The following is a 20,207-nucleotide window of genomic DNA, read 5'->3' as shown; positions in this document are numbered from 1 at the left end:
CATCACCCAGCCTTATCAGAAAGCCGTCCCGACATGCCGCTTTACGCCGATTTCGCCGACCATATGAACGCCGCGCTCGATGCGCTGGTGGCGGGTGGTGCCCTGCCGGAGGATGCCAATCGTGCGCCGGTAACAGTCGAGCCGCCGCGCGATGCGGCGCATGGCGATCTTTCGACCAATGCGGCGATGGTGCTGGCCAAGCAGGCAGGGATGAAGCCGCGTGACTTTGCCGAAAAACTGGCAGGGGAGCTGAAGATGCTCGACGATGTTGCCAGCGTCGAGATTGCCGGACCGGGTTTTATCAATATGCGGTTGAACGCCAGTGTCTGGTATCGTGAGCTGCATGCCATTGCCGCTGCCGGAAGTGATTATGGCCGCCCGGTGACCCCGGCAACAGGTACGGTCAATGTCGAATATGTCTCGGCCAATCCGACGGGTCCGATGCATATGGGGCATTGCCGCGGTGCCGTGGTCGGCGATGCGCTGGCCAGCCTGCTTGCATATGCGGGGCATAAGGTGATCCGCGAATATTATGTCAATGATGCCGGAGGGCAGGTTGATGTCCTCGCCCGCTCGGTGCATCTGCGCTATCTGGAAGCACTGGGTCGCGATATTGGCGATATCCCCGAGGGGCTTTATCCGGGTGATTATCTGATGCCGGTCGGTGAGCGACTGGTGAAAGAGCATGGCGATGCCTATGCCGACGCCGCCGAGGAGCAATGGCTGGCGCTGTTCCGGCGCGAGGCGGTGGCCGACATGCTCGCCATGATCCGCAAAGATCTGGCGCTGCTCGGAATCAATCATGATATTTTCGCCTCGGAGGCCGAATTGCAGGCGGAAGGCAAGCCTGAAGCGGCCGAGGCCTATCTGCGCCAGCGCGACCTGGTTTATGATGGTCTGCTCGAGGCCCCCAAGGGCAAGACCCCGGAAGACTGGGAGCCGGTTGAGCTGCCGCTTTTCCGCTCGACGAAATTTGGCGATGACCAGGACCGGCCGATCCGTAAGTCGGACGGCAAATGGACCTATTTTGGTGCCGATATGGCCTATCATTTCCAGAAGGCGCAGCAGGCCGATGCGCTGATCAATATCTGGGGTGCCGATCATGCCGGCACGGTGAAACGGATCAAGGCCGCAGTGCAGGCGCTGACCGAAGGCAAGACCCGCTTCGATATCAAGTTGGTGCAGATGGTGCGGCTGCTGCGTGATGGTGAGCCGGTGAAAATGTCCAAGCGCTCGGGCAAGTTCGTCACCCTGGCCGATGTCGTCCAGGAGGTCGGCAAGGATGTGGTGCGTTTCACCATGCTCACCCGCAAGGCCGATGCCCAGATGGATTTCGACTTTGCCAAGGTGGTCGAAGCGTCGAAGGACAATCCGGTCTTTTATGTGCAATATGCCCATGCGCGGATCTGCTCGACCTTTCGCAAAGCGGAGGCGGAAGGCATTGCGCCGTCATCCGATCATCTCGGCCGGCTGGTCGATGAGGACCTGGCTCTGGTCAAGATGCTGGCACAATGGCCGCGTATCATCGAATCCGCTGCGGCGGCGCGCGAACCACACCGTATCGCCTTCTACCTGCATGACCTTGCTGCCGCCTATCACGCCTTCTGGAATCTCGGCCATGACCAGACCGACAAGCGTGTCCTGATATTGGACGATCCGGAAATCAGCGCCGCGAGACTTTTCTTGAGCGCCAATATCGGGCAGGTATTGCGTAACGGTCTGGCGCTGATGGGCGTCGAGGCCGCCGAGAAAATGTAACGATAATCGCGGTGCGCAGGGCGTCGGGCCCGGTATCGGGGAGACAGGTTCATCATGACCGATGACGACAATAAGGACGAAGAGCTGGAGGAACGGCTCGATCTGGACGATGATGCCGATCGACTGCCCTGGCTTGAATCTGCCGAGGATTATGATGGCGATACCGTGTCGCCGACACGGGTGGTCTGGCTGCTGTTTATGGGGCTGGTGGCGATTGGCGTGGTTGTCGGCCTTGTCTATCTCTATCAGCAGCGCCAGCAGCAACTGGCTGTCTCGGGGCAGGGCGGTCTGATCGAAGCCCCCGAGGGCGATTACAAGGTCGCGCCCGAAGATGCCGAAGGCAAGACCTTTGACGGCACCGGTGATGCCAGCCCGGCTGCTGCCGAAGGGCAGGAGCGGGTTGCCGCGCTCGGCGGCGATGACAAGAAAGCGGCCAATGGTGTGCTGGTGCAGCTGGGCGCCTATAGCAGCGAGGCCAAGGCCAATAGCGGCTGGGTTACGCTGTCGGGCCGCTATGACTATATCAAGGCTCTGCCGAAGCGCATTGCCTCAGCCCAGGTTGAAGGCACAACAGTCTATCGGCTGAGCGCCGTGGCACCTGACGCCGCGACCGCGCAATCGGTATGCAACAAGTTGAAAACTGCCGGGCAAAGCTGTCTGGTCGTACGCTGAACGTGTATAGCCTGTCGTCATGACGATGGAGACAGTGCGGTGAAACCTGTTGTTTTCGGCATGTCCGGGCTCGCGCTGACGGCAGATGAGCGTGCATTTTTTACTGATGCCGACCCGGCGGGCTATATTGTTTTTGCACGCAATATAGAAAGCCCGGCGCAGTTGCGCGTGCTCACTGATGAGCTGAGAAGCCTGCATGGTCGCGACCGGTTGATGATCCTGATCGATCAGGAAGGCGGACGCGTGCAGCGGATGAAACCCCCGGTCTGGCCGGCCTATCCGGCACCAGGGGCGTTTTCTGCGCTCTACCATGCCGCGCCGATCAGCGCGCTCGAAGCCGCGCGCGTCAATGCCATGGCGCTGGCGCTCGACCTTGCCGAAGCGGGGATAACCGTCAATTGCGCTCCGATGATCGATGTTCGCCAACCGGGCAGCAATGATACGGTTATCGGCGATCGCGCCTTTGGCGATGATCCGATGATGGTGGCGGCGCTGGGCCGCGCGACGCTGGACGGACTGCGACAGGGCGGTGTGCTGGGCATTGTCAAACATATGCCGGGTCATGGCCGGGCGCTGGTCGACAGCCATGAGAAGCTGCCGGTGGTCGAAGAAAATGCCGAGACGCTGGTCGAGAGCGATCTGGCGCCTTTTGTCGCACTGAACGATACGTTGATGGGCATGACGGGCCATATCATCTTCCCGGCATGGGATCCGGATCGTCCGGCAACGCTGTCGCCGCTGGTCATCGAACAGGTCATTCGTGACCAGATTGGCTTTGACGGATTGCTGTTCAGCGATGATCTTGACATGAAGGCGCTCGCGGGCAGCGTTCCCGACAGCGCAGTGGCCTGTATCGGGGCAGGGTGCGACATTGCGCTCAATTGCTGGGGCAATATGGCGCATATGACCGAGATTGCCGACCGTCTGCCCGATCTTGCTGGCGCGGCACAGGCGCGGTTCGACCGGGTGGTGGCAGCGATGCCGCCGCTCAACCATATCACTGACGAGCGTGAGGCACTGATCGCCAAGCGCGACAGTCTTTTGGCGCTGGCATCATGACCGAAACCGACCAGCCCCTTGCCGATGACGCGTTATGGGAGGCGGATGCGCCGCCGCGCCGTGTTGCTAAACCGGAGCAGCTCGAGATCGCGCTCGATGGCTGGGAGGGGCCGCTCGACCTCTTGCTCAGCCTGGCGCGGACGCAGAAGGTCGACCTGATGGAGATTTCGATCCTCGATCTGGTGCGGCAATATCTCGATTTCATCAACAATGCCGAGGCGCTCAAGCTGGAACTGGCGGCCGATTATCTGGTGATGGCGGCGTGGCTGACCTATCTCAAATCGGCACTGCTGCTGCCAAAAGACCCCGAAGTCGAGCCATCGCCCGAGGAGCTGGCGCTGCAGTTGCAGCTACGGTTGCAGCGGTTACAGGCGATGCGCGAAGCGGGGGCACGATTAATGGCGCGCGACCGGCTGGGGCGCGATGTTTTTGCACGCGGTGCGCCCGAGGGGCTGAAACAACTTACCGAGACACGCTGGACCGCCTCGCTTTATGACCTGATGCAGGGCTATGCAGCGGTGAAGATGCGCAGCGCACCGGCAGTGCATATCGTGCGTTCGCGGCCGGTGATGTCGCTGGAGGAGGCATTGGAACGGGTCTCGGCGATGATCGGTGTCGCGCTTGACTGGACCGCGCTGTCGGCTTTCTTGCCGCCACAGGCGCATGGCGAGCTAAGGCGCTCGGCGCTGGCGTCAAGCTTCGCCGCCGCGCTGGAACTGGCGCGCAACGGCCGGATCGAACTGAAACAGGATGAGACCTTCGGACCCTTGCAGCTGCGGGTGCGTGACGGGGAAGGACAATGAGCATGGATGAGCGGTTGCGCGCGGTGGAAGCGATTATATTTGCGGCAGAGACGCCGATACTGGCTACCGATATTGCCCGGCATGTCGGTGATGATGAGGATATTGCGCCGCTGCTCGAAGAGCTGAGTCGGCATTATGCCGATCGCGGCATCCGGCTGGTGCGCAATGGCGAGCTGTGGCACTTTCAGACCGCGTCCGATCTGGCGCATCTGCTGCGGCATGAGCGTGAGGCGGTACGCAAATTGTCGCGCGCGGCGACCGAGACGCTGGCGATCATCGCCTATCATGAGCCGGTCAGCCGCGCCGAGATCGAATCGATTCGCGGGGTGCAGACGAGCAAGGGCACGCTCGATGTGCTGATGGAGCTGGAATGGATCCGTCCGGCGGGGCGGCGCGAGACGCCAGGGCGGCCGCTCACCTATGCAACGACACCGGAATTTCTGGTCCATTTCGGCCTGTCCGGACGGCGCGACCTTCCCGGTATCGCTGATCTGCGTGCCGCTGGCCTGCTCGACCCCGTGGATGTCGCGATGGAGCAGGCGATGAACGAAATGGCCGAGGATGTCGAGAGTGAGGCGGAGGTCGCTGATGTCGGTGAAACCAATACCGGCTATGATGCGCCTTTGGACGAATATATCGGCCAATATGAAGATTCAGTAGCGGAAACACCGGAAAATCCCTAATATAAGGGCATATCGGACCAGAGACATGGAAATGCATATGCTATTGTCCGGTCCGCCAAGGAGAATGAAATGGGTTTCAGTAATATTGGTCTGCCCGGCCTGCTGGTCATCGCTGCGCTGATCCTGCTGCTCTTCGGACGCGGCAAGATTTCCGAGGTGATGGGTGAATTCGGTAAAGGCATTAGCAGCTTCAAGAAAGGTCTCTCCGATGAGGAAAAGGCCAAGGCTGCCGCCGAGCCGCGCCGTATCGACAACCATGACAGCGTCGGTGCCGACACGACTGCCGCCGAAACCAAGGCAGGCGACTAGGGTTCCGGCCCTGGCCGTGCTGCCCGAACAGGCCATGGTGAATGTTTGATATCGGTTGGACAGAGCTTCTGGCCATCGTCATCGTTGCGATTGTGGTGATCGGCCCGAAGGACTTGCCGCTGGCGATCCGCACCGCCGGGCGCTGGGTTGCGCGTGGCCGTCGTCTGGTCGGCCAGTTTCGCGCCAGTATCGACACGCTGGCGCATGAGGCGGAGATGGAGGAGATGGAGAAGCGCTGGGCTGAGCAGAATGCCCGGATCATGCGCGAACATGGCGATGCCGCGCCAATGCTTCCGGGCGTTGCCGGTTATGCCGAGAGTGCCGCCCCTGCCTCCGACAGCTCTGTGGATGGTGCCGATAAGGGTGAGGCTGCTGCCGCTTCCGATACTGCCGATACACCCGATGCTACCGCCGACAAGGACGGTCTGTCCAAGGACGTGATGCCATGAGCGACATCCCGGCTCAGGATATGCCTGCGGCTGCCGAGCCCAGCGACAATGCAGAGCCTGCACCGGATGACAAATCGGCGGAGTTTGATGGCGGCAAGATGCCGCTGCTCGATCACCTGATCGAGCTGCGCCAGCGGCTGTTATGGAGCCTGGTCGCCTTTGCTATCGCCTTTATCGCGTGTTTCGTCTTTTCCGAGCAGATTTTTGCGATCCTCGCCCAGCCGCTGATTACCGCTTTTGGCGGCGATGAAGGCAAGCTGATCTATACCAAGCTTTATGAGGCGCTGTTCGTCGAGCTCAAAGTTGCCTTGTTTGCGGCGTTCTTCGTGTCTTTCCCGGTGATTGCCAATCAGTTTTGGCAATTTGTTGCGCCGGGCCTCTACAGCAATGAGAAGAAGGCGTTCCTGCCCTTCCTGCTGGCGACGCCGATATTGTTCAGCGCCGGGGCTGCGCTGGCCTATTTCGTGGTGATGCCGCTAATGTTTGGCTTTTTGCTGGAATATGAAGGTGATCGCGGTGGCCTTGAGCTCGAGGCGCTGCCCAATATTGGCGATTATCTGTCCTTCGTCATGCAGATCATCCTGGCCTTTGGCATCGCCTTTTTACTGCCGGTCCTGCTGTTGCTGCTCAACCGGGCCGGACTGGTCAGCCGGGATCAGCTGGCGAAGCTGCGGCGTTATATGATCGTCGGCTCCTTTGCCGTAGCGGCGATATTGACGCCACCCGATGTGGTTTCGATGCTGTTCCTCGGCTTACCGCTGATCGCGCTTTACGAAGGCTCGATGCTGATCATGCGTTTCACTGAGAAACAGGACGCGGCCAAGGCCGACTGACGATAAATTTCGTGGCTATTTTGCCGCGTCCGCGGCATCGGCCACGGCATCGCCGGCCGATTCTATATCCCTGCCGATACCCGACACGGTGTTGCAGGCAGTGACCAGCAGCGCTGCGGCGGTGACAGTCAGGATCAGGGCGGACTTGCGCATCTATTCTCTCCCGGGGGCTATTGGATTACCGGACTCTATAGGTCAGAACCGCATGAATGACGGATGAAGCCTCGTTGCACGTAGAGAAAATAGCGTTCGGGCATGCTGAGAAGGGGGGAGGATCACATGCCCGAACGCATATCACTGAGACAGGAAGAGGGGGGTAATATCGCTGTCTCAATCACACAAACGATAGCGGGTGGATTATGTTCCCGCCTCCGTTGGCAAAAGCGGAAAAATTTCACGCATTGACCAAATGATGCGCTGACCAGTGCAGTGGTTCACCAGCTCCGGAGATTGTGGTTGTTGACTGGGCAATAAAAAACGGGGCCGAAGCCCCGTTTTTCGAAAGTCACATATTTGCCGTCAGACCATTACGGGCTGGTCGGCGCATCGTCGTCGTCATTGTCAGCGGCAATGATGATACCACCGATGATACCTGCAGCAGCGATGATGGCGACGATGATACCTGTGCCACCTTCAAGTTCGCTTTTGCTGTTAGCTTTTTCGACCGAACGCGATACTTCGGCTGATTCGGCCTGATTGGCCTGTGCCAGCACCGGCGTGGTGGTCAATGCGAGTGCCGCAGCGGTGGCGGTAATAGCGCGAAGTTTCATTACATACTCCTGTGATCTCTCAATTCACCTGTTAACTAATCCAATCGGTCCAGTGAACGCAAGCCCAAAATTTCACGGCCACGGAATTTTTTGCCAAGGAAAACCAAATGTTGGGCATATTTGTCACACCCGCATTGTGCAAAGCAGCATTTGGTTAAGTTTTCATTACATCCGTTACACGTTTCACAGCGTCCAGCGTTCCGTTTGTCGCACATATTCAGAAAAGGGTTGGGGTTGCTGAACGGAGTCCAAAATAGTGCTTATCTGACAGTCTATTGTGGAAAAAATCACAGACTTAAGAGTTTGACGGCACAGCATAGCGTTGTGCTGGTGTATCAGTTTGAATCGGCTGCACTCCAGGTCTTGCGACCGCCAATCCAGGTCTCTCGCGGACGAATCGTCCGGATCACCGATGGCGAGGCGAGCATGATGTCGTCATCAATCAGCAGGAAATCGGCACGATGTCCCGGCATGAGCGATCCCAGCCGCCCTTCGGCATAGCCTGCCCAGGCGGCGTCGATGGTGAACGCCGCCAGTGCCGCTTCGCGGCCAAGGCGCTCCTGCGGCTGCCAGCCGCCAAAAGGCTCACCATCTTCGTCTTCCCGGGTCATCGCCACGGCAAGGCCGACAAAAGGATTGGCCGATTCGACCGGAGCATCCGAGCCGAATACCAGCCTGGCCCCGCTGTCGCGCAATGAGCGCCAGGCATAGGCACCGCTGAGCCGTGCCACCCCGAGCCGCTTTTCGGCCATGATTCGGTCGGATGTCTGGTGCACCGGTTGCATCGAGGCGATGGCGCCGAGTTCGCGGAAACGCAGCAGGTCGACCGTATCGAGTATCTGTGCATGCTCGATGCGCCAGCGTCGGTCGGTGCCGAATGTGTCGGAGAGCTCCTCCATTGCGTCGAGCGCCTGCTGGTTGGCGCGATCACCAATGGCGTGCAGCGCCAGCTGGAATCCATCCATGCTTGCGCGGCTCATCAGGTTGAGCAGCTGGGTATCGTCAAGAAACTGCAGCCCGGTCTCGCCCGGTGCATCGCTATAGGGCTGCTTCAGCCAAGCCCCGCGTGAGCCCAGCGCACCATCGAGATAGAGCTTCACGCCGTTCAGGCGAAGCCGGTCATCATAGAGCCAGGGTGTAGGACCGGGGCCGCCAATGGCAACCATCGCATCGATACCGGCGGCATAGGCCATGATTCGCAATTTCAGCGCGCCGCGATCACCGGCGCGGCGATAGCTCTGCCACGCTTCCATGCTGGTGCCCATATCCGCCATGGCGGTGATGCCCTGCGCCAACAGGATATTCTGTGCCTCTTCCAGCGCGAGATCGCGGTCGGCAGGGCGGGGGGGCGGCACGAACTTCCCGACCAGATCTTCGGCAGCATCAACGAAAATGCCGCTGGGTCGGCCATTGACTTTCTCGATCCGCCCGCCAGCGGGATCGGGGGTGCCGGCAGTGATACCGGCGATTTCCATCGCCTTGCTGTTGGCCCAGCCGGCATGGCCGTCGACGCGACCAAGAAAGACTGGGCGGTCAGCGACCACCGAATCAATCTCTGCCGCAGTCGGAAACCGGCCAAGGCCCCATTTTTCCTGATTCCAGCCGCGACCGATAATCCAGGGGCGATTGGGGTAGCGCGCCGCATATTCGGCAATGGCCGCCTGCGCCTCGGTCAGCGAACGGGTGCCGCTGAGATCGAGTGTCAGCGCCTGAAAGCCGGTATTCATGATATGGCCATGGGCGTCGATCAGGCCGGGGATCAGCGTCTTGCCCTTGCCATCGAGTTTATAGTCGACCCGTTCGGGGCGCTCGTCGCGGCGTTTGAGCAATTGCGCGACGCGGCCGTCATCATCGATTACCATCCCCGTAAAGCGAACAACTTCTCCATCGCGATCAAGCGTGATGCCGTTGACATTATCGATCAGCGTATCGGCATATGCGGCGTTACTCGCCAGCGCCACTATCAGCGCGGCAGCGGCAAAGATAATATGCCGCGCCATCGCAACCGGTGTTTCATATCCCGTCATCATGGTTTTTCTATCCGCCGCACCAGCGCGCTGGTATCCTGTCGGCCCGCCCCCATTTTCTGCAGTTCGGCATAAAACTGGTCGACCAGCGCTGCGACCGGCAAGGTAGCCCCATTGCTGCGCGCCTCTTCCAGCGCCAGCCCGAGATCCTTGCGCATCCAGTCAATCGCAAAGCCGAAATCGAAGCTGTCCTGGTCCATGGTCTTCCAGCGATTGTCCATCTGCCAGCTTTGCGCCGCGCCGCCGGAAATCGCCTCGAACACCAGGTCTCTATCAAGCCCGCTGGCCTGTGCGAAACGCAGGCCCTCGGACAATCCGCCCAATATTCCGGCAATGCAGATCTGATTGACCATCTTGGTGGTCTGTCCGGCACCGGCGCTGCCGACATGGACAATACGCGCGGCATAGGCCTGCATCACCGGCTCGGCTCGCGCCATGGCGGCGTCGCTGCCGCCACACATGATCGCCAGCATGCCGTTTTCCGCGCCTGCCTGACCGCCCGAAACCGGGGCGTCGATACAGTGAATCTCGCGCGACTTGCCCTCGACCGACAGCTGGCGCGACAGCCGTGCCGAAACCGTGGTGTGATCGATGAAAAGGCTGTCCGCCGATATGGTCTCGAAAAAGCCGCCACGCCCCAGTGTCACAGCAGCGACATCATCGTCATTGCCGACACAGGCCATGGCAATGTCGCATTTGCTGGCGGCCTCTGCCGGACTGTCATGCACCGAAACACGGCCGGCACAATCGGGATCGGCATCGCTGAGCGCAGTGGCCAGCGCCTCGGCCCTGGTCCTGGTGCGGTTGAACAGGCGGAGGTTATGCCCGGCGCTGACCAGATGGCGCACCATCGGTCCGCCCATAACCCCAGTTCCGGCAAAGGCTATATTGGCCATGGTTTAGCGGTCCCTTTCGATGATGGCGCTCCCGGTCTGCCAGCGCGCGGTGCTGTCTCATGGCGCTCGCTGCGGCATATGGTCAAGCCCGATCAGCACTTTTCAGAATTTTGCCCCTTTGATTCGGATCGCCAAGGGTTTAGGCGATGGCACCATGACCGATACCGCGATACAGCTTCCCGATCCGGCGACAGCCAGCCTGACCATTGGCGACATCCATGCCGCCCATAAGCGCATTGCAGGATCGGTGGTCCGCACCCCGACTCTGCTCAGCCGCACCCTGTCCGAGATCACCGGGGCCAATGTCTTTCTGAAGTTCGAGAATCTTCAGTTTACCGCTGCCTATAAGGAACGTGGTGCGCTCAACTTCCTGATGCAGATGCCCGAAGAGCTGCGCGCCAAAGGCGTGATCGCCGCTTCGGCGGGCAACCATGCCCAGGCGCTGGCCTATCACGGCACCCGGCTGGGCGTTCCGGTGACCATCGTGATGCCGCAACCGACACCGACGGTGAAGGTACAGCAGACCGAAGCCAATGGCGGTACGGTGATATTGCACGGCGAGAAGTTCGACGATGCCTATGCCCATGCGCGCGAGCTCGAGCAGGAGCGTAACCTGACCTTTGTCCACCCATTCGACCATCCGTGGATCGCGGCGGGGCAGGGCACGGTGGCACTGGAGATGCTCGAGGATCATCCCGGGATCGATCATCTGGTGATCCCGATTGGCGGCGGCGGGCTGTTCTCCGGCATGGCCACAGCAGCGCGGGCGGTAAAGGAGAATATCCGCCTCACCGGGGTCGAGGCCGAGCTCTATCCATCGATGTACGCCAGGGTGAACGGCTTTGAGATGGCGTGCGAGGGCGACACGCTGGCCGAGGGCATTGCGGTCAAGGAACCGGGCAAATTCACCGCCAAGATCGTCGAAAAATATGCCGACTCACTGGTTCTGGTGAATGAGGCGGCGCTGGAAAAGGCGGTCAGCCTGCTGTTGCAGATCGAGAAATCGGTGGTCGAGGGCGCCGGTGCCGCCGGACTGGCGGCGATGCTGGCGCATCCGGAAAAATTTGCCGGACACAATGTCGGCGTGGTGCTGTGCGGCGGCAATATCGATACGCGGTTGCTGGCCAATGTGCTGCTGCGCGATCTGGCGCGCTCGGGCCGCCTGGCGCGGCTGCGCATCAACCTGCAGGACCGCCCCGGCGCGCTGTTCCGTGTGATGCGGATGTTTCACGAGCACCAGGTGAATATCATCGAGATTTATCACCAGCGGGTCTTCACCAACCTGCCGGCCAAGGGGCTAATCACCGACATCGAATGCGAGGCGCGCGATGCCGAACAGCTCAACCGCCTGATCAACGATCTGCGCGGGCAGAAATATCAGGTGGCCCGGGTGGAACTGGCTTAGGGGTCAGCCCGGCACTTGCAAAACCGGCTATATTTTGCTTGCGACCACTGCAAATTCGGTGTGCTGCTGTGAAAAGGGCTGGCCGGAAACGTCCTTATACAGTTGCTGCACCGCAAACCCACCGGCGCGCAACTCTTCCTCCAGCCCCTCGGGGCTAAAATATTGCAGCCAGTTATAGACGGTTTCCGCACCGCCGCTTTCGGGGAAGATGCTGTATTTATCCAGCACCACAGCCTCGTCCACATAGGTGTGCGTATTGACGAAGCAATAATAATCCTCGGCACACCAGAAGTGATTGAGCTGGTTCTTCTCATAAAAGCTGGCGTCTTCGCGGGCAGAAAAAGCGGCCATGGAATAGGCATCCAGAAGGATGGTGCCGTCGTCCTTGAGGCATTTGTGGAATATGCCGAGCAGCTTCGCCCTCTGCTCCGGGCTGAGGGCACAGAAATCGCACATGATCATGGAGATCAGGTCAAATTGATCTTCAGGATCATATTCAAGATAATCGGTATGAACATAGCTGATTTGCAGACCGGCTTTCTCCGCCTCTTCCCGGGCATGGCGAATAGAGTTTTCCGAGAAGTCGAGACCGGTAACAGCAGCGCCCGATCGGGCAAGTCTGGATGTATATAGGCCAGGGCCACAGCCAAAATCGCATACCGATTTGCCCGGCCCCAGATCGAACTGGTCGATCATCCACGCAGAGGAGGCCTGGATAAAGGCGATGTTCCTTGATGCCATATCCAGGCTCTCATTGAGGTGGAAAGCCAGCATTTGCTCTGCACGATATGCATCTGCCCATAGCGATTCCGCTGTATACACCGAAAACGCTTCCGGCTTGCTGTCGATTTCCTTGAGTTTCTCAAACACCGATATGTTCCGATCAGAAAAGCGATAACTGTCGTCTTACACACAGAAGGAATTTGCGCCAAAACCATAAAAATGGTGGATACGTGGTTAAGGCATTTGAGCCTGAGCCGCAGTTACGGCATAGTCGCATCTTGCATGACGATATATGATTGCTTCAATCCGGCATTATTGCAGAACAGAGGGGGTCTGAAAGAACCGTGAGCGCACCTACCCGTTTTCCGCGTTTCTTTGTGACTCATCCGTCACCCTGTCCCTATCTGCCCGGTCGCACCGAGCGCAAGGTGTTCACCGAGCTTTCGGGCGACCATGCCAGCGAACTCAATGACGCGCTGTCGCGCATCGGTTTTCGCCGCAGCCAGAATGTCGCCTATCGGCCCAGCTGCACCGACTGCAAGGCGTGCGTTTCGGTGCGCGTTGTTGCTGATGAATTCGCGCCCAGCCGGACCCAGCGCCGCATCGCCCGCGCCAATGGCGATCTGGTCTCACGCATCTGCCGGCCATGGGCGACCGAGGAACAATATGCGCTGCTCAAACGCTATCTCGCCGCACGCCACCCCGATGGTGGCATGGTCGATATGGATGAGTCGGACTATGCCGACATGGTCGAACAGTCGCCGGTGCGCAGCCATGTTATCGAATATCGCGAACCGCCCGAACCGGATGGCAGTGAAGGGCGACTGGTCGGCGCCTGTCTGACCGATGTTCAGGGCGATGGCCTGTCGATGGTGTACAGCTTTTTCGACCCCGACCATCCGTCGCGCCAGGGGCTGGGCAACTATATTATCCTCGACCATATCGACAGGGCGCGGCGCGAGCGGCTGCCCTATGTCTATCTCGGCTATTGGGTCAATGGATCGCCGCGCATGGCCTATAAGACCCGTTATAAACCGCTCGAACGGCTTGGTCCCAATGGTTGGTATCGCGCCGACCTGTCCACGCCGAACGGTGCGTAAAATCTGCTGCACTCCGGTGATCGTCATTGCCCCGGCATGAGGCCGCATGATAGGCGGCGTTACTTTTGCCACTCTGCCGCAGCATTTTCCTGACAAAAGGCGCTTTGCCAACGATGCCTGCGTTGATGCGTAACGCTGAAAGACCATGGTGTATCGTGTAACCCGGAACCCGGCCCTGTCGCCTATATCCCGACCGGGGGCATGGTGTGCGTCTGGCATGGCTCTCATGGTCTGGCTGCTGCTGGCCCCGGTGGAGGCACTGGCCGTTCCATCGCAGCAGGCCGATAGTCCGTTGCCACAGACCGCGCCCGCCGCGCCACCAGAGCAAGACGATGATGCGCTGCTGCAACCGCTGGTCAGCGATGATGATTTCGGTGTCGACTGGCCCGATTTTGAAGCGCCGGTGCTGAACGATCAGGAGCAGGCTACCAATGCCGGGGCGGAAGAGCCGTCCGAGGCTGCAGCATCGGGTACCGTCGCTGCCGATGCCGAAGGCGGTGCTGAAGACGACGCTGCCATAGCGGCAGAAATCGCTTCCGACGCGGATATCACCCGGGACAGCGGCGCTATCGCCAGCGAGATTGCCGAGAGCATATCGGATGATTTAGCCGATGCCGAAGACAGCGCCGAAGCGTTGCGCGATGCCGGCCGCAGCTTCGGCAATTTCCGGCTGGTGCTGCGCTACGCCGATGACACGCTACCGCCGCGCGACCGCGAGGCGCTGGCTGAGAAGTTCGACATGCTCTCGGCGCTTGAGCAGACCGCTTCGGATGATGACAACATCGCCCAGATTCGGCGCCGGGCTGACAAGGACAGGGACATTTTGGAGCAGCTGCTTCGCGTCTATGGCCATTATGACGGTGTTGTCAGCCAGAGCTTCGAGGCAGATCCCGAGCGTGATCTGGCCATCATCTTCACCATTCAGGCCGGGCCGCAATATAATCTTGCCAATATCGATCTTGGTAATCTCACCGATACCGGTGCCGACTATCCGTTTTTTATTCAGCGTTTTGGCCTGGAAATCGGCGATGCGATCAATTCCTATACGATAGTCGCGGCGCGCAATACGCTGGCCGAAGCGCTGGCGGAAAATGGTTATGCCTTCGCCACTCTCAAAGAGCCCGAGCTGCTGATCGACCATGCCGGTTCTATTGGCGACCTGTCGCTGCCGGTCGAACCGGGCAGGAAATTCGTCTTTGGCGATATTGTCGTTGGGGATGATCCGCTGCTCGATGCCGATCATATCGCGCTGATTGCCCGCTTCGAGAGCGGTGATATTTATCGCCAGTCGCGTATTCAGGATCTGCGCCGCGCCATCCTGGCGACCGGACTGGTCTCTGCAGTGACCATAGAACCGGTAGAGACCGAAGCCCCGCCCGAGATTGACAGCGATGACTATAGCGGTCCGACCCCGGAGCCCGCAGAAGCCACGGTCGATCTGGCGGTGGATATCGAACCGGCACCGCTGCGGACGATTGCGGGTGAGGTCGGCTTCGGTACCGGCGAGGGCTTTCGCGTCGCTGCCAGCTGGGAGCATCGCAATCTGTTCCCGCCCGAGGGCTTGTTCCGGGTGCGCGGCATTGCCGGTACCCAGGAGCAACTTCTCGGCGCGACATTCCGGCGCAATAATTTCCGCGAGCGCGATCAGATCCTGCTGGTCAATGCGCTGGTACAGAATGTCCAGCGTGATGCCTTTGATGCGCGCACATTGCTGCTTTCGGGTGCATTGCAGCGCCAGACCAACCTGATCTTCCAGAAGAAATGGACCTGGTCCGTCGGAGCTGAGCTGGTGCTTACCGATGAGAGCGATGTTGTCGGGGCGCTCAACCCGACCGGGCGGCGAACCTTTGCCATTGCCGCGCTGCCGCTGACACTGGCCTATGACGGCACCGATGACCTGCTCGATCCGCTTTCGGGTTTCCGGCTCAGCGGCTTTCTTTCCCCGGAGATATCCTTTCAATCGGGCACCTTCGGCTATGAGCGGACCCAGATCGATGGCAGCTTCTACCTGCCGGTGCGTGACCAGGTGACGCTGGCGGGCAGGGTGCGGCTCGGCTCGATTGCCGGGGCGAATGCGCTCGATATTGCACCCTCTCGCCGCTTCTATGCCGGTGGTGGCGGCTCGGTACGCGGCTATGGTTTTCAGGATGTCGGGCCGCTCGATGCCAATGGCGATCCGATAGGCGGGCGTAGCCTCGCCGAGTTTTCGCTCGAGGCGCGTATCCGCTTCGGCAATTTCGGGGTGGTGCCGTTTATCGATGCCGGCAATGTCTATAATGACGCGCTGCCGACCTTTGGCGGACTGCGCTACGGTGCCGGTCTGGGGTTTCGCTATTATAGCAGTTTCGGCCCGTTGCGGCTGGATATCGGCACGCCGCTCAATCCGCGTCCGGGCGATGCCGCGATCGGCGTCTATGTCTCGCTGGGGCAGGCATTCTGATGACCGGCGATAACGAAACCATGATGCCGCCAGACGGCTCTGAGGGAAGCGCCGAGAGTTTTGAGCATGTGGTGCTCGGCGAAGATGAAGCGATCCGCAAATCGCCCTGGCGCTGGCCGCGGCGCATCGCGCTAGCGCTGGTTGTGGCGCTGGCGACGCTGATCATGCTGGCGCTGGCACTCGATACCGCGCCCGGCCGCCGCTTCCTTGCCGACCGGATCGCAGCGCTTGAATTCGACAATGGCCTGAAGATCGAAATCGGTCGTATCGACGGCTCGATCTACAATGAGGCGCTGATCCATGATCTGGCGCTGCGCGATCCGGAAGGACGCTTTTTGAGCGTTGACCGGACAACACTCGACTGGCGGCCTTTGGGCTGGCTCTCCAACCGGCTCGATATCAGGGCGCTGCTGCTCGAACAGGCGCGGCTGGAGAAGGTGCCAGCGCTGCGCGAGACCGACAGCGACGCGCCGATTCTGCCCGGTTTCGATATTCGCGTCGACCGGTTCGAGGCGCGCGACCTGATCATTGCCGAGGGGATTGCCGGAGAGGCACGCACCGGCGACATTACCGGCGCGGCGGATATTCGCGACGGCCTCGCCAAGGTCAATCTCGATGCGCGATTGCGCAATGGCGATGATCGTATATTGGCCGATATCGACATTGCCCCCGATGCGAACCGCTTCGATGCGGCGCTCGATATTGCCGCGCCTGCCAATGGCGTTATCGCCGCGCTGATTGGCTGGGACCGGAGCCTCACCGCTGTTCTTCAGGGCGCGGGCAGCTATCAGCGCTGGGCGGGCACGCTGGTTGCCGAGACCAATAAGCAGCCGCTCATCCGTCTCGACCTGACCGAGAGCAGTGGCGAATATGGTGCAACGGGCGAACTGTTTCCGGGCGATTTCGTCTCGGGGCAGACAGCCCAACTGCTGGGTGATGCCATTGCGGTCGACTGGGCCGGCCGGCTCGAGGACAGGGTGTTGAGCAACCGCCTCGATCTCGAAGCTGCGGCCTTTACCCTGCGGGCCAATGGTGATGCCGATCTCGGCAATAACCGTTTCGACGCATTGGCTGTTGTGGCACGGTCCCGCCAGCCTGAACTGAGTCTGGCGGGCATTGCCTTGCGCGACTTGCGCATGGAGGCTGTTTTCAATGGCCCTTTCGCGGCTCTGGAGACGCCCTATACGCTGCGCGCCGACAATCTCGTTTATGGCGATTATGCGCTTGCCGCACCGCGGCTCGAGGGGCAGCTGATGCGCGAGCAGGGCGCATGGGTGGCGCGCTTTGCCCTTGGCGGCAACGAGATTACCACGCCCAATCCGTTGCTCGACCGGCTTGTCGTAGAGGCGGGCCTGTCGGGGGAGCTGCGGCTCGAAAAGGGGCGTCTGTCCTCGCAGGAACTGGCCCTGCGCGGCCCCAATATTCGCGGTGATCTTGCGCTTGCGGGTGCGCTGGCTGAGCAGGATTACCGGTTCACCGGCACAGTTGCCGCGCCCGGCTTTGCTTTTGACAATCTCCTGACGCTTGATGCCCGTGCCAATGTAGATGCTCGCTTCGGCCGGAGTTGGGCGGTAAGCAGCGACCTTAGCGGTGAGATTACCGAAGTCAGCAATCAGAGTTTTGCCCGCTATGTTGGCGAGACCGGACGGTTCAGCGCCGCTATCGAGGCGGCACAGGGCCAGCCGCTCTTTGTGCGCGATGCCGATGTCGCGGTGACACAATTGGCGTTTATCGGTGGCGGTCGCATCGAGCCTGATGGACGGATCGTGCTGAGCGCGGCGGGCAGCCATGTGCGCTATGGCGGTTTTGATATCGATATTGATGGCCAGCGCGATTCCGCTGCTGCCAATATCGCGCTGGCCAGCCCTTATCCGGCACTCGACATTCGTGACGTGACAATCGCCATATTGCCGACCGAGACCGGGTTCAACGTGACGGCTGACGGCCAGTCGGTGCTCGGCGCCTTTACCGGCAATGCCGATATTGCCGCGCTCGACAATGGTCTGACCCGCATTGCCATCAATCCGTTGCGGCTGTCCGACACGGTTGTGACCGGGGTGTTGACTGCAGGCGATGCCGGGCTGCGCGGCGATTTGCAGGCGCGTGGCGGCGGAGTCTCAGGCACCGTCGCTGTGCAGCCCGATGGCGGACGCAGCCGGCTCACCGCCGATCTGACGTTAAACAATGCCGTGTTTGTCGGTGCGACGCCGATCCGCATCCGCCAGGGATCGGTTGATGCTACCGCATTACTCGGCGATGGTCCTTTGGCGGTCGATGCCACGATCAGTGCCCAGGGGTTGTCGCGCGGCAATCTGTTTATCGGTCGGCTCGCCGCCAATGCCGATCTTGTCGGGCGCAATGGCCGCATAAGAGGATCGATTGCCGGGCGGCGCGGCAGCCGCTTCGCGCTGCAGGGCGAGGCGCTGGTCCGGCCGGAACGGATATCCTTTGATCTCGACGGTGCCTATGCTGATCGCCGTATCACCATGCCCGAAGCGGGTACGATGATCCGTACCGATGCCGGCTGGCAGCTGAAAAAGACCCGGCTCAATATCGGCAATGGCTATATGCTTGCTTCCGGGCGTGTTGGTCGTACCACGCGCATCGATTTCGGCCTCAGCCGCATGCCGCTGGCGGTTCTTGATATTGCCTATGAGAATCTCGGGCTTGGCGGCACCGCCTCAGGCCAGCTCGATCTCAAGTTCAACCGGCGCGGCCTGCCCACCGGCACCGCCAAGCTACAGCTCAACCGGCTGACTCGCTCGAGCGTGGCACTGACCTCGCGTCCGGTCGATCTGGCGGTCAACGCCAGCCTGACCACCGACCGGCTGGCACTGCGCAGCATTATCCGTGACGGTGACAGGGAGTTGGGGCGGGCACAGCTCAAGCTCAGCAACATGCCACAAAACCCTGATCTCGTTCGCCGATTCACCCGTGCCGACCTGCTCGGCCAGATCCGCTATGACGGTCCCGCCGATGCGCTGTGGCGGCTGGTGGGCCTGAGCATTTTCGATATTACCGGCAATGTCCAGCTCAGCGCCGATGCCACTGGCAGCTTGAATCAACCGCGCGTTCGCGGGCAGGTCGAAAGCCGTAATGCGCGGCTGGAAAGCAGTGTCTCGGGCACGGTGGTCAAGGATATCGTGGCTGAGGGCCGTTTCTCAGGTGCCCGGCTGAACCTTGCCCGGTTCAGTGGCACCGCACCCAATGGCGGCAGTGTAACCGGCTCCGGCATTATCGATCTCGGTGGACCGAGGGGCGTGATGCTCGACATCACGGCGCAGGCGGACAATGCGGAGCTGCTCGACCGCGATGATTTCGGTGCCGTTGTCACTGGCCCGATCACCATCAAGTCCGATGGTATTGGCGGCACATTGGGCGGTGACCTGGTGATCAACCGCGGCCGGTTCGTGCTGGGCCAGACCAGTGCACTCACTGAATTGCCCAATATCGCCTATCGCGAGATCAACCGCCGTGCCGATGAGGCGCCGCCGCGCGCCCGGGCAACCCCATGGCGCTATGCCATCAAGGCGCGGGCGGACAACCGTATCGCCGTGCGTGGCCTGGGTCTCGACAGCGAATGGCGCGCCGACATATCGCTCGCCGGACCGGTCAACCAGCCACAGATTAGCGGTCTCGCCGAGCTGATACGCGGCGATTATGAATTTGCCGGACGTGACTTTGATCTTCAGCGCGGCGCCATCCGGTTCCGGCAGAATTCACCGCCTGATCCAACGCTTGATATCGAAGCCAATGCCAATCTCCAGGGGCTCAACGCCACAATCAATGTTCGCGGTACCGGGCTGCGTCCCGAAATCACCTTTGCCAGCATTCCGGCACTGCCCGAGGATGAGCTGCTGGCAAGACTGATTTTCGGGTCTTCGGTGACCGATATTTCCGCTGCCGAGGCGGTACAGCTTGCCGCTGCGCTGGCATCGCTGCGGGGCGGTGGCGGTCTCGATCCGATCAACGCGCTGCGCGGTGCGGTGGGGCTCGACCGGCTGCGCATAATCGCCGCCGATCCGTCAATCGATGCCGGTACCAGCATTGCAGCGGGCAAATATATCACCCGGCGTGTCTATGTCGAAGTGATTACCGATGGCGCTGGCTATTCGGCAACTCAGGCCGAGTTCCAGATTACCCGTTGGCTGTCGATCCTGTCGACCATCTCGACCATTGGTCGCCAAGGCGTTAATGCCCGTATATCGCGCGATTACTGACGCGATGTTACAGGCTAATTGTGCAACGCGGCAATTTTCCGCTTTCATTCGGGCATTACT

The 20,207-nt window shown here is 60.5% G+C and carries 17 protein-coding genes; 12 read left to right on the top strand and 5 right to left on the bottom strand.

Annotated elements, in window-relative coordinates; translation table 11 throughout:
- The first annotated feature begins 33 nt into the window (after window positions 1-33).
- The 8 genes from argS to tatC all read left to right on the top strand — a co-directional run bounded on the left by argS (window position 34) and on the right by tatC (window position 6,566).
- Entirely contained in the window at window positions 34-1,758 is a 1,725-nt protein-coding gene (argS, locus tag AAFX04_09310) for an arginine--tRNA ligase (GenBank protein MEO1045623.1), read from the top strand.
- A 54-nt stretch (window positions 1,759-1,812) separates the two neighbouring features.
- Window positions 1,813-2,430, top strand: a complete 618-nt coding sequence (locus AAFX04_09305; GenBank protein MEO1045622.1) for an SPOR domain-containing protein — start codon at window positions 1,813-1,815, stop codon at window positions 2,428-2,430.
- 39 nt (window positions 2,431-2,469) lie between these two features.
- On the top strand, window positions 2,470-3,489 hold the full coding sequence (nagZ, locus tag AAFX04_09300; GenBank protein MEO1045621.1) for a beta-N-acetylhexosaminidase: 1,020 nt from the start codon (window positions 2,470-2,472) through the stop codon (window positions 3,487-3,489).
- Window positions 3,486-4,292 (top strand): ScpA family protein, encoded by an 807-nt coding sequence (locus AAFX04_09295; protein ID MEO1045620.1) that lies wholly within the window; start codon window positions 3,486-3,488, stop codon window positions 4,290-4,292. The genes nagZ and AAFX04_09295 overlap by 4 nt, the downstream gene beginning before the upstream one ends.
- A gap of 2 nt (window positions 4,293-4,294) precedes the next feature.
- The gene (gene scpB, locus AAFX04_09290; GenBank protein ID MEO1045619.1) at window positions 4,295-4,975 is read left to right on the top strand and encodes an SMC-Scp complex subunit ScpB; all 681 of its coding nucleotides are present in this window, start codon (window positions 4,295-4,297) and stop codon (window positions 4,973-4,975) included.
- 69 nt (window positions 4,976-5,044) lie between these two features.
- Window positions 5,045-5,284, top strand: a complete 240-nt coding sequence (locus AAFX04_09285) for a twin-arginine translocase TatA/TatE family subunit (protein ID MEO1045618.1) — start codon at window positions 5,045-5,047, stop codon at window positions 5,282-5,284.
- Between the two features lie 41 nt (window positions 5,285-5,325).
- A complete protein-coding gene (tatB, locus tag AAFX04_09280) occupies window positions 5,326-5,733 on the top strand; it encodes a Sec-independent protein translocase protein TatB (GenBank protein ID MEO1045617.1) in 408 nt (135 codons plus the stop codon).
- Window positions 5,734-5,831: 98 nt separating this feature from the next.
- On the top strand, window positions 5,832-6,566 hold the full coding sequence (gene tatC / locus AAFX04_09275) for a twin-arginine translocase subunit TatC (GenBank protein MEO1045616.1): 735 nt from the start codon (window positions 5,832-5,834) through the stop codon (window positions 6,564-6,566).
- Between the two features lie 15 nt (window positions 6,567-6,581).
- Here the strand turns inward: tatC and AAFX04_09270 are convergent, their stop codons facing one another.
- From AAFX04_09270 to AAFX04_09255, 4 genes are all read right to left on the bottom strand, one after another.
- On the bottom strand, window positions 6,582-6,719 hold the full coding sequence (locus AAFX04_09270; protein ID MEO1045615.1) for an entericidin A/B family lipoprotein: 138 nt from the start codon (window positions 6,717-6,719) through the stop codon (window positions 6,582-6,584).
- Between the two features lie 374 nt (window positions 6,720-7,093).
- Window positions 7,094-7,336, bottom strand: coding sequence for a hypothetical protein (locus tag AAFX04_09265; GenBank protein ID MEO1045614.1), 243 nt, complete (start codon window positions 7,334-7,336; stop codon window positions 7,094-7,096).
- Between the two features lie 335 nt (window positions 7,337-7,671).
- Window positions 7,672-9,366, bottom strand: a complete 1,695-nt coding sequence (locus tag AAFX04_09260) for an amidohydrolase (GenBank protein MEO1045613.1) — start codon at window positions 9,364-9,366, stop codon at window positions 7,672-7,674.
- Complete coding sequence (locus AAFX04_09255; GenBank protein MEO1045612.1) at window positions 9,363-10,259, bottom strand: NAD(P)-dependent oxidoreductase; 897 nt, start codon at window positions 10,257-10,259, stop codon at window positions 9,363-9,365. Before AAFX04_09255 ends, AAFX04_09260 begins: the two co-directional genes overlap by 4 nt.
- Window positions 10,260-10,413: 154 nt before the next feature.
- On the opposite strand from AAFX04_09255, the gene AAFX04_09250 reads away from it, so the two are divergent.
- Window positions 10,414-11,664, top strand: coding sequence for a threonine ammonia-lyase (locus AAFX04_09250; protein MEO1045611.1), 1,251 nt, complete (start codon window positions 10,414-10,416; stop codon window positions 11,662-11,664).
- A gap of 27 nt (window positions 11,665-11,691) precedes the next feature.
- Here AAFX04_09250 and AAFX04_09245 read toward each other — a convergent pair whose 3' ends face one another.
- Entirely contained in the window at window positions 11,692-12,405 is a 714-nt protein-coding gene (locus AAFX04_09245; GenBank protein ID MEO1045610.1) for a class I SAM-dependent methyltransferase, read from the bottom strand.
- 326 nt (window positions 12,406-12,731) lie between these two features.
- Here AAFX04_09245 and AAFX04_09240 point away from each other — a divergent pair, with 326 nt between their 5' ends.
- The 3 genes from AAFX04_09240 to AAFX04_09230 all read left to right on the top strand — a co-directional run bounded on the left by AAFX04_09240 (window position 12,732) and on the right by AAFX04_09230 (window position 20,147).
- Window positions 12,732-13,487 carry an arginyltransferase gene (locus tag AAFX04_09240; GenBank protein ID MEO1045609.1) on the top strand — a complete coding sequence of 252 codons (756 nt, stop codon included), beginning with the start codon at window positions 12,732-12,734 and terminating at the stop codon, window positions 13,485-13,487.
- Between the two features lie 217 nt (window positions 13,488-13,704).
- Window positions 13,705-15,927, top strand: a complete 2,223-nt coding sequence (locus tag AAFX04_09235; protein MEO1045608.1) for a BamA/TamA family outer membrane protein — start codon at window positions 13,705-13,707, stop codon at window positions 15,925-15,927.
- Window positions 15,927-20,147, top strand: coding sequence for a translocation/assembly module TamB domain-containing protein (locus AAFX04_09230; protein ID MEO1045607.1), 4,221 nt, complete (start codon window positions 15,927-15,929; stop codon window positions 20,145-20,147). The genes AAFX04_09235 and AAFX04_09230 overlap by 1 nt, the downstream gene beginning before the upstream one ends.
- Window positions 20,148-20,207 lie beyond the last annotated feature (60 nt).

The organism is Pseudomonadota bacterium, from assembly GCA_039818985.1.
Taxonomy (GTDB): Bacteria; Pseudomonadota; Alphaproteobacteria; order Sphingomonadales; family Sphingomonadaceae; genus Alterisphingorhabdus.
The sequence above is the reverse complement of the archived record's forward strand: the minus strand, read 5'-3'. Positions and strand labels throughout refer to the sequence as shown.

Bases quoted from the DNA above. Each gene is read 5' to 3' on its own strand.
- argS (MEO1045623.1), top strand. From the start codon at position 34: ATGCCGCTTTACGCCGATTTCGCCGACCATATGAACGCCGCGCTCGAT.
- AAFX04_09305 (MEO1045622.1), top strand. From the start codon at position 1,813: ATGACCGATGACGACAATAAGGACGAAGAGCTGGAGGAACGGCTCGAT.
- AAFX04_09295 (MEO1045620.1), top strand. From the start codon at position 3,486: ATGACCGAAACCGACCAGCCCCTTGCCGATGACGCGTTATGGGAGGCG.
- scpB (MEO1045619.1), top strand. From the start codon at position 4,295: ATGGATGAGCGGTTGCGCGCGGTGGAAGCGATTATATTTGCGGCAGAG.
- AAFX04_09285 (MEO1045618.1), top strand. From the start codon at position 5,045: ATGGGTTTCAGTAATATTGGTCTGCCCGGCCTGCTGGTCATCGCTGCG.
- tatB (MEO1045617.1), top strand. From the start codon at position 5,326: ATGTTTGATATCGGTTGGACAGAGCTTCTGGCCATCGTCATCGTTGCG.
- tatC (MEO1045616.1), top strand. From the start codon at position 5,832: ATGCCGCTGCTCGATCACCTGATCGAGCTGCGCCAGCGGCTGTTATGG.
- AAFX04_09270 (MEO1045615.1), bottom strand. From the start codon at position 6,719: ATGCGCAAGTCCGCCCTGATCCTGACTGTCACCGCCGCAGCGCTGCTG.
- AAFX04_09265 (MEO1045614.1), bottom strand. From the start codon at position 7,336: ATGAAACTTCGCGCTATTACCGCCACCGCTGCGGCACTCGCATTGACC.
- AAFX04_09260 (MEO1045613.1), bottom strand. From the start codon at position 9,366: ATGATGACGGGATATGAAACACCGGTTGCGATGGCGCGGCATATTATC.
- AAFX04_09255 (MEO1045612.1), bottom strand. From the start codon at position 10,259: ATGGCCAATATAGCCTTTGCCGGAACTGGGGTTATGGGCGGACCGATG.
- AAFX04_09250 (MEO1045611.1), top strand. From the start codon at position 10,414: ATGACCGATACCGCGATACAGCTTCCCGATCCGGCGACAGCCAGCCTG.
- AAFX04_09245 (MEO1045610.1), bottom strand. From the start codon at position 12,405: ATGGCATCAAGGAACATCGCCTTTATCCAGGCCTCCTCTGCGTGGATG.
- AAFX04_09235 (MEO1045608.1), top strand. From the start codon at position 13,705: ATGGCTCTCATGGTCTGGCTGCTGCTGGCCCCGGTGGAGGCACTGGCC.
- AAFX04_09230 (MEO1045607.1), top strand. From the start codon at position 15,927: ATGACCGGCGATAACGAAACCATGATGCCGCCAGACGGCTCTGAGGGA.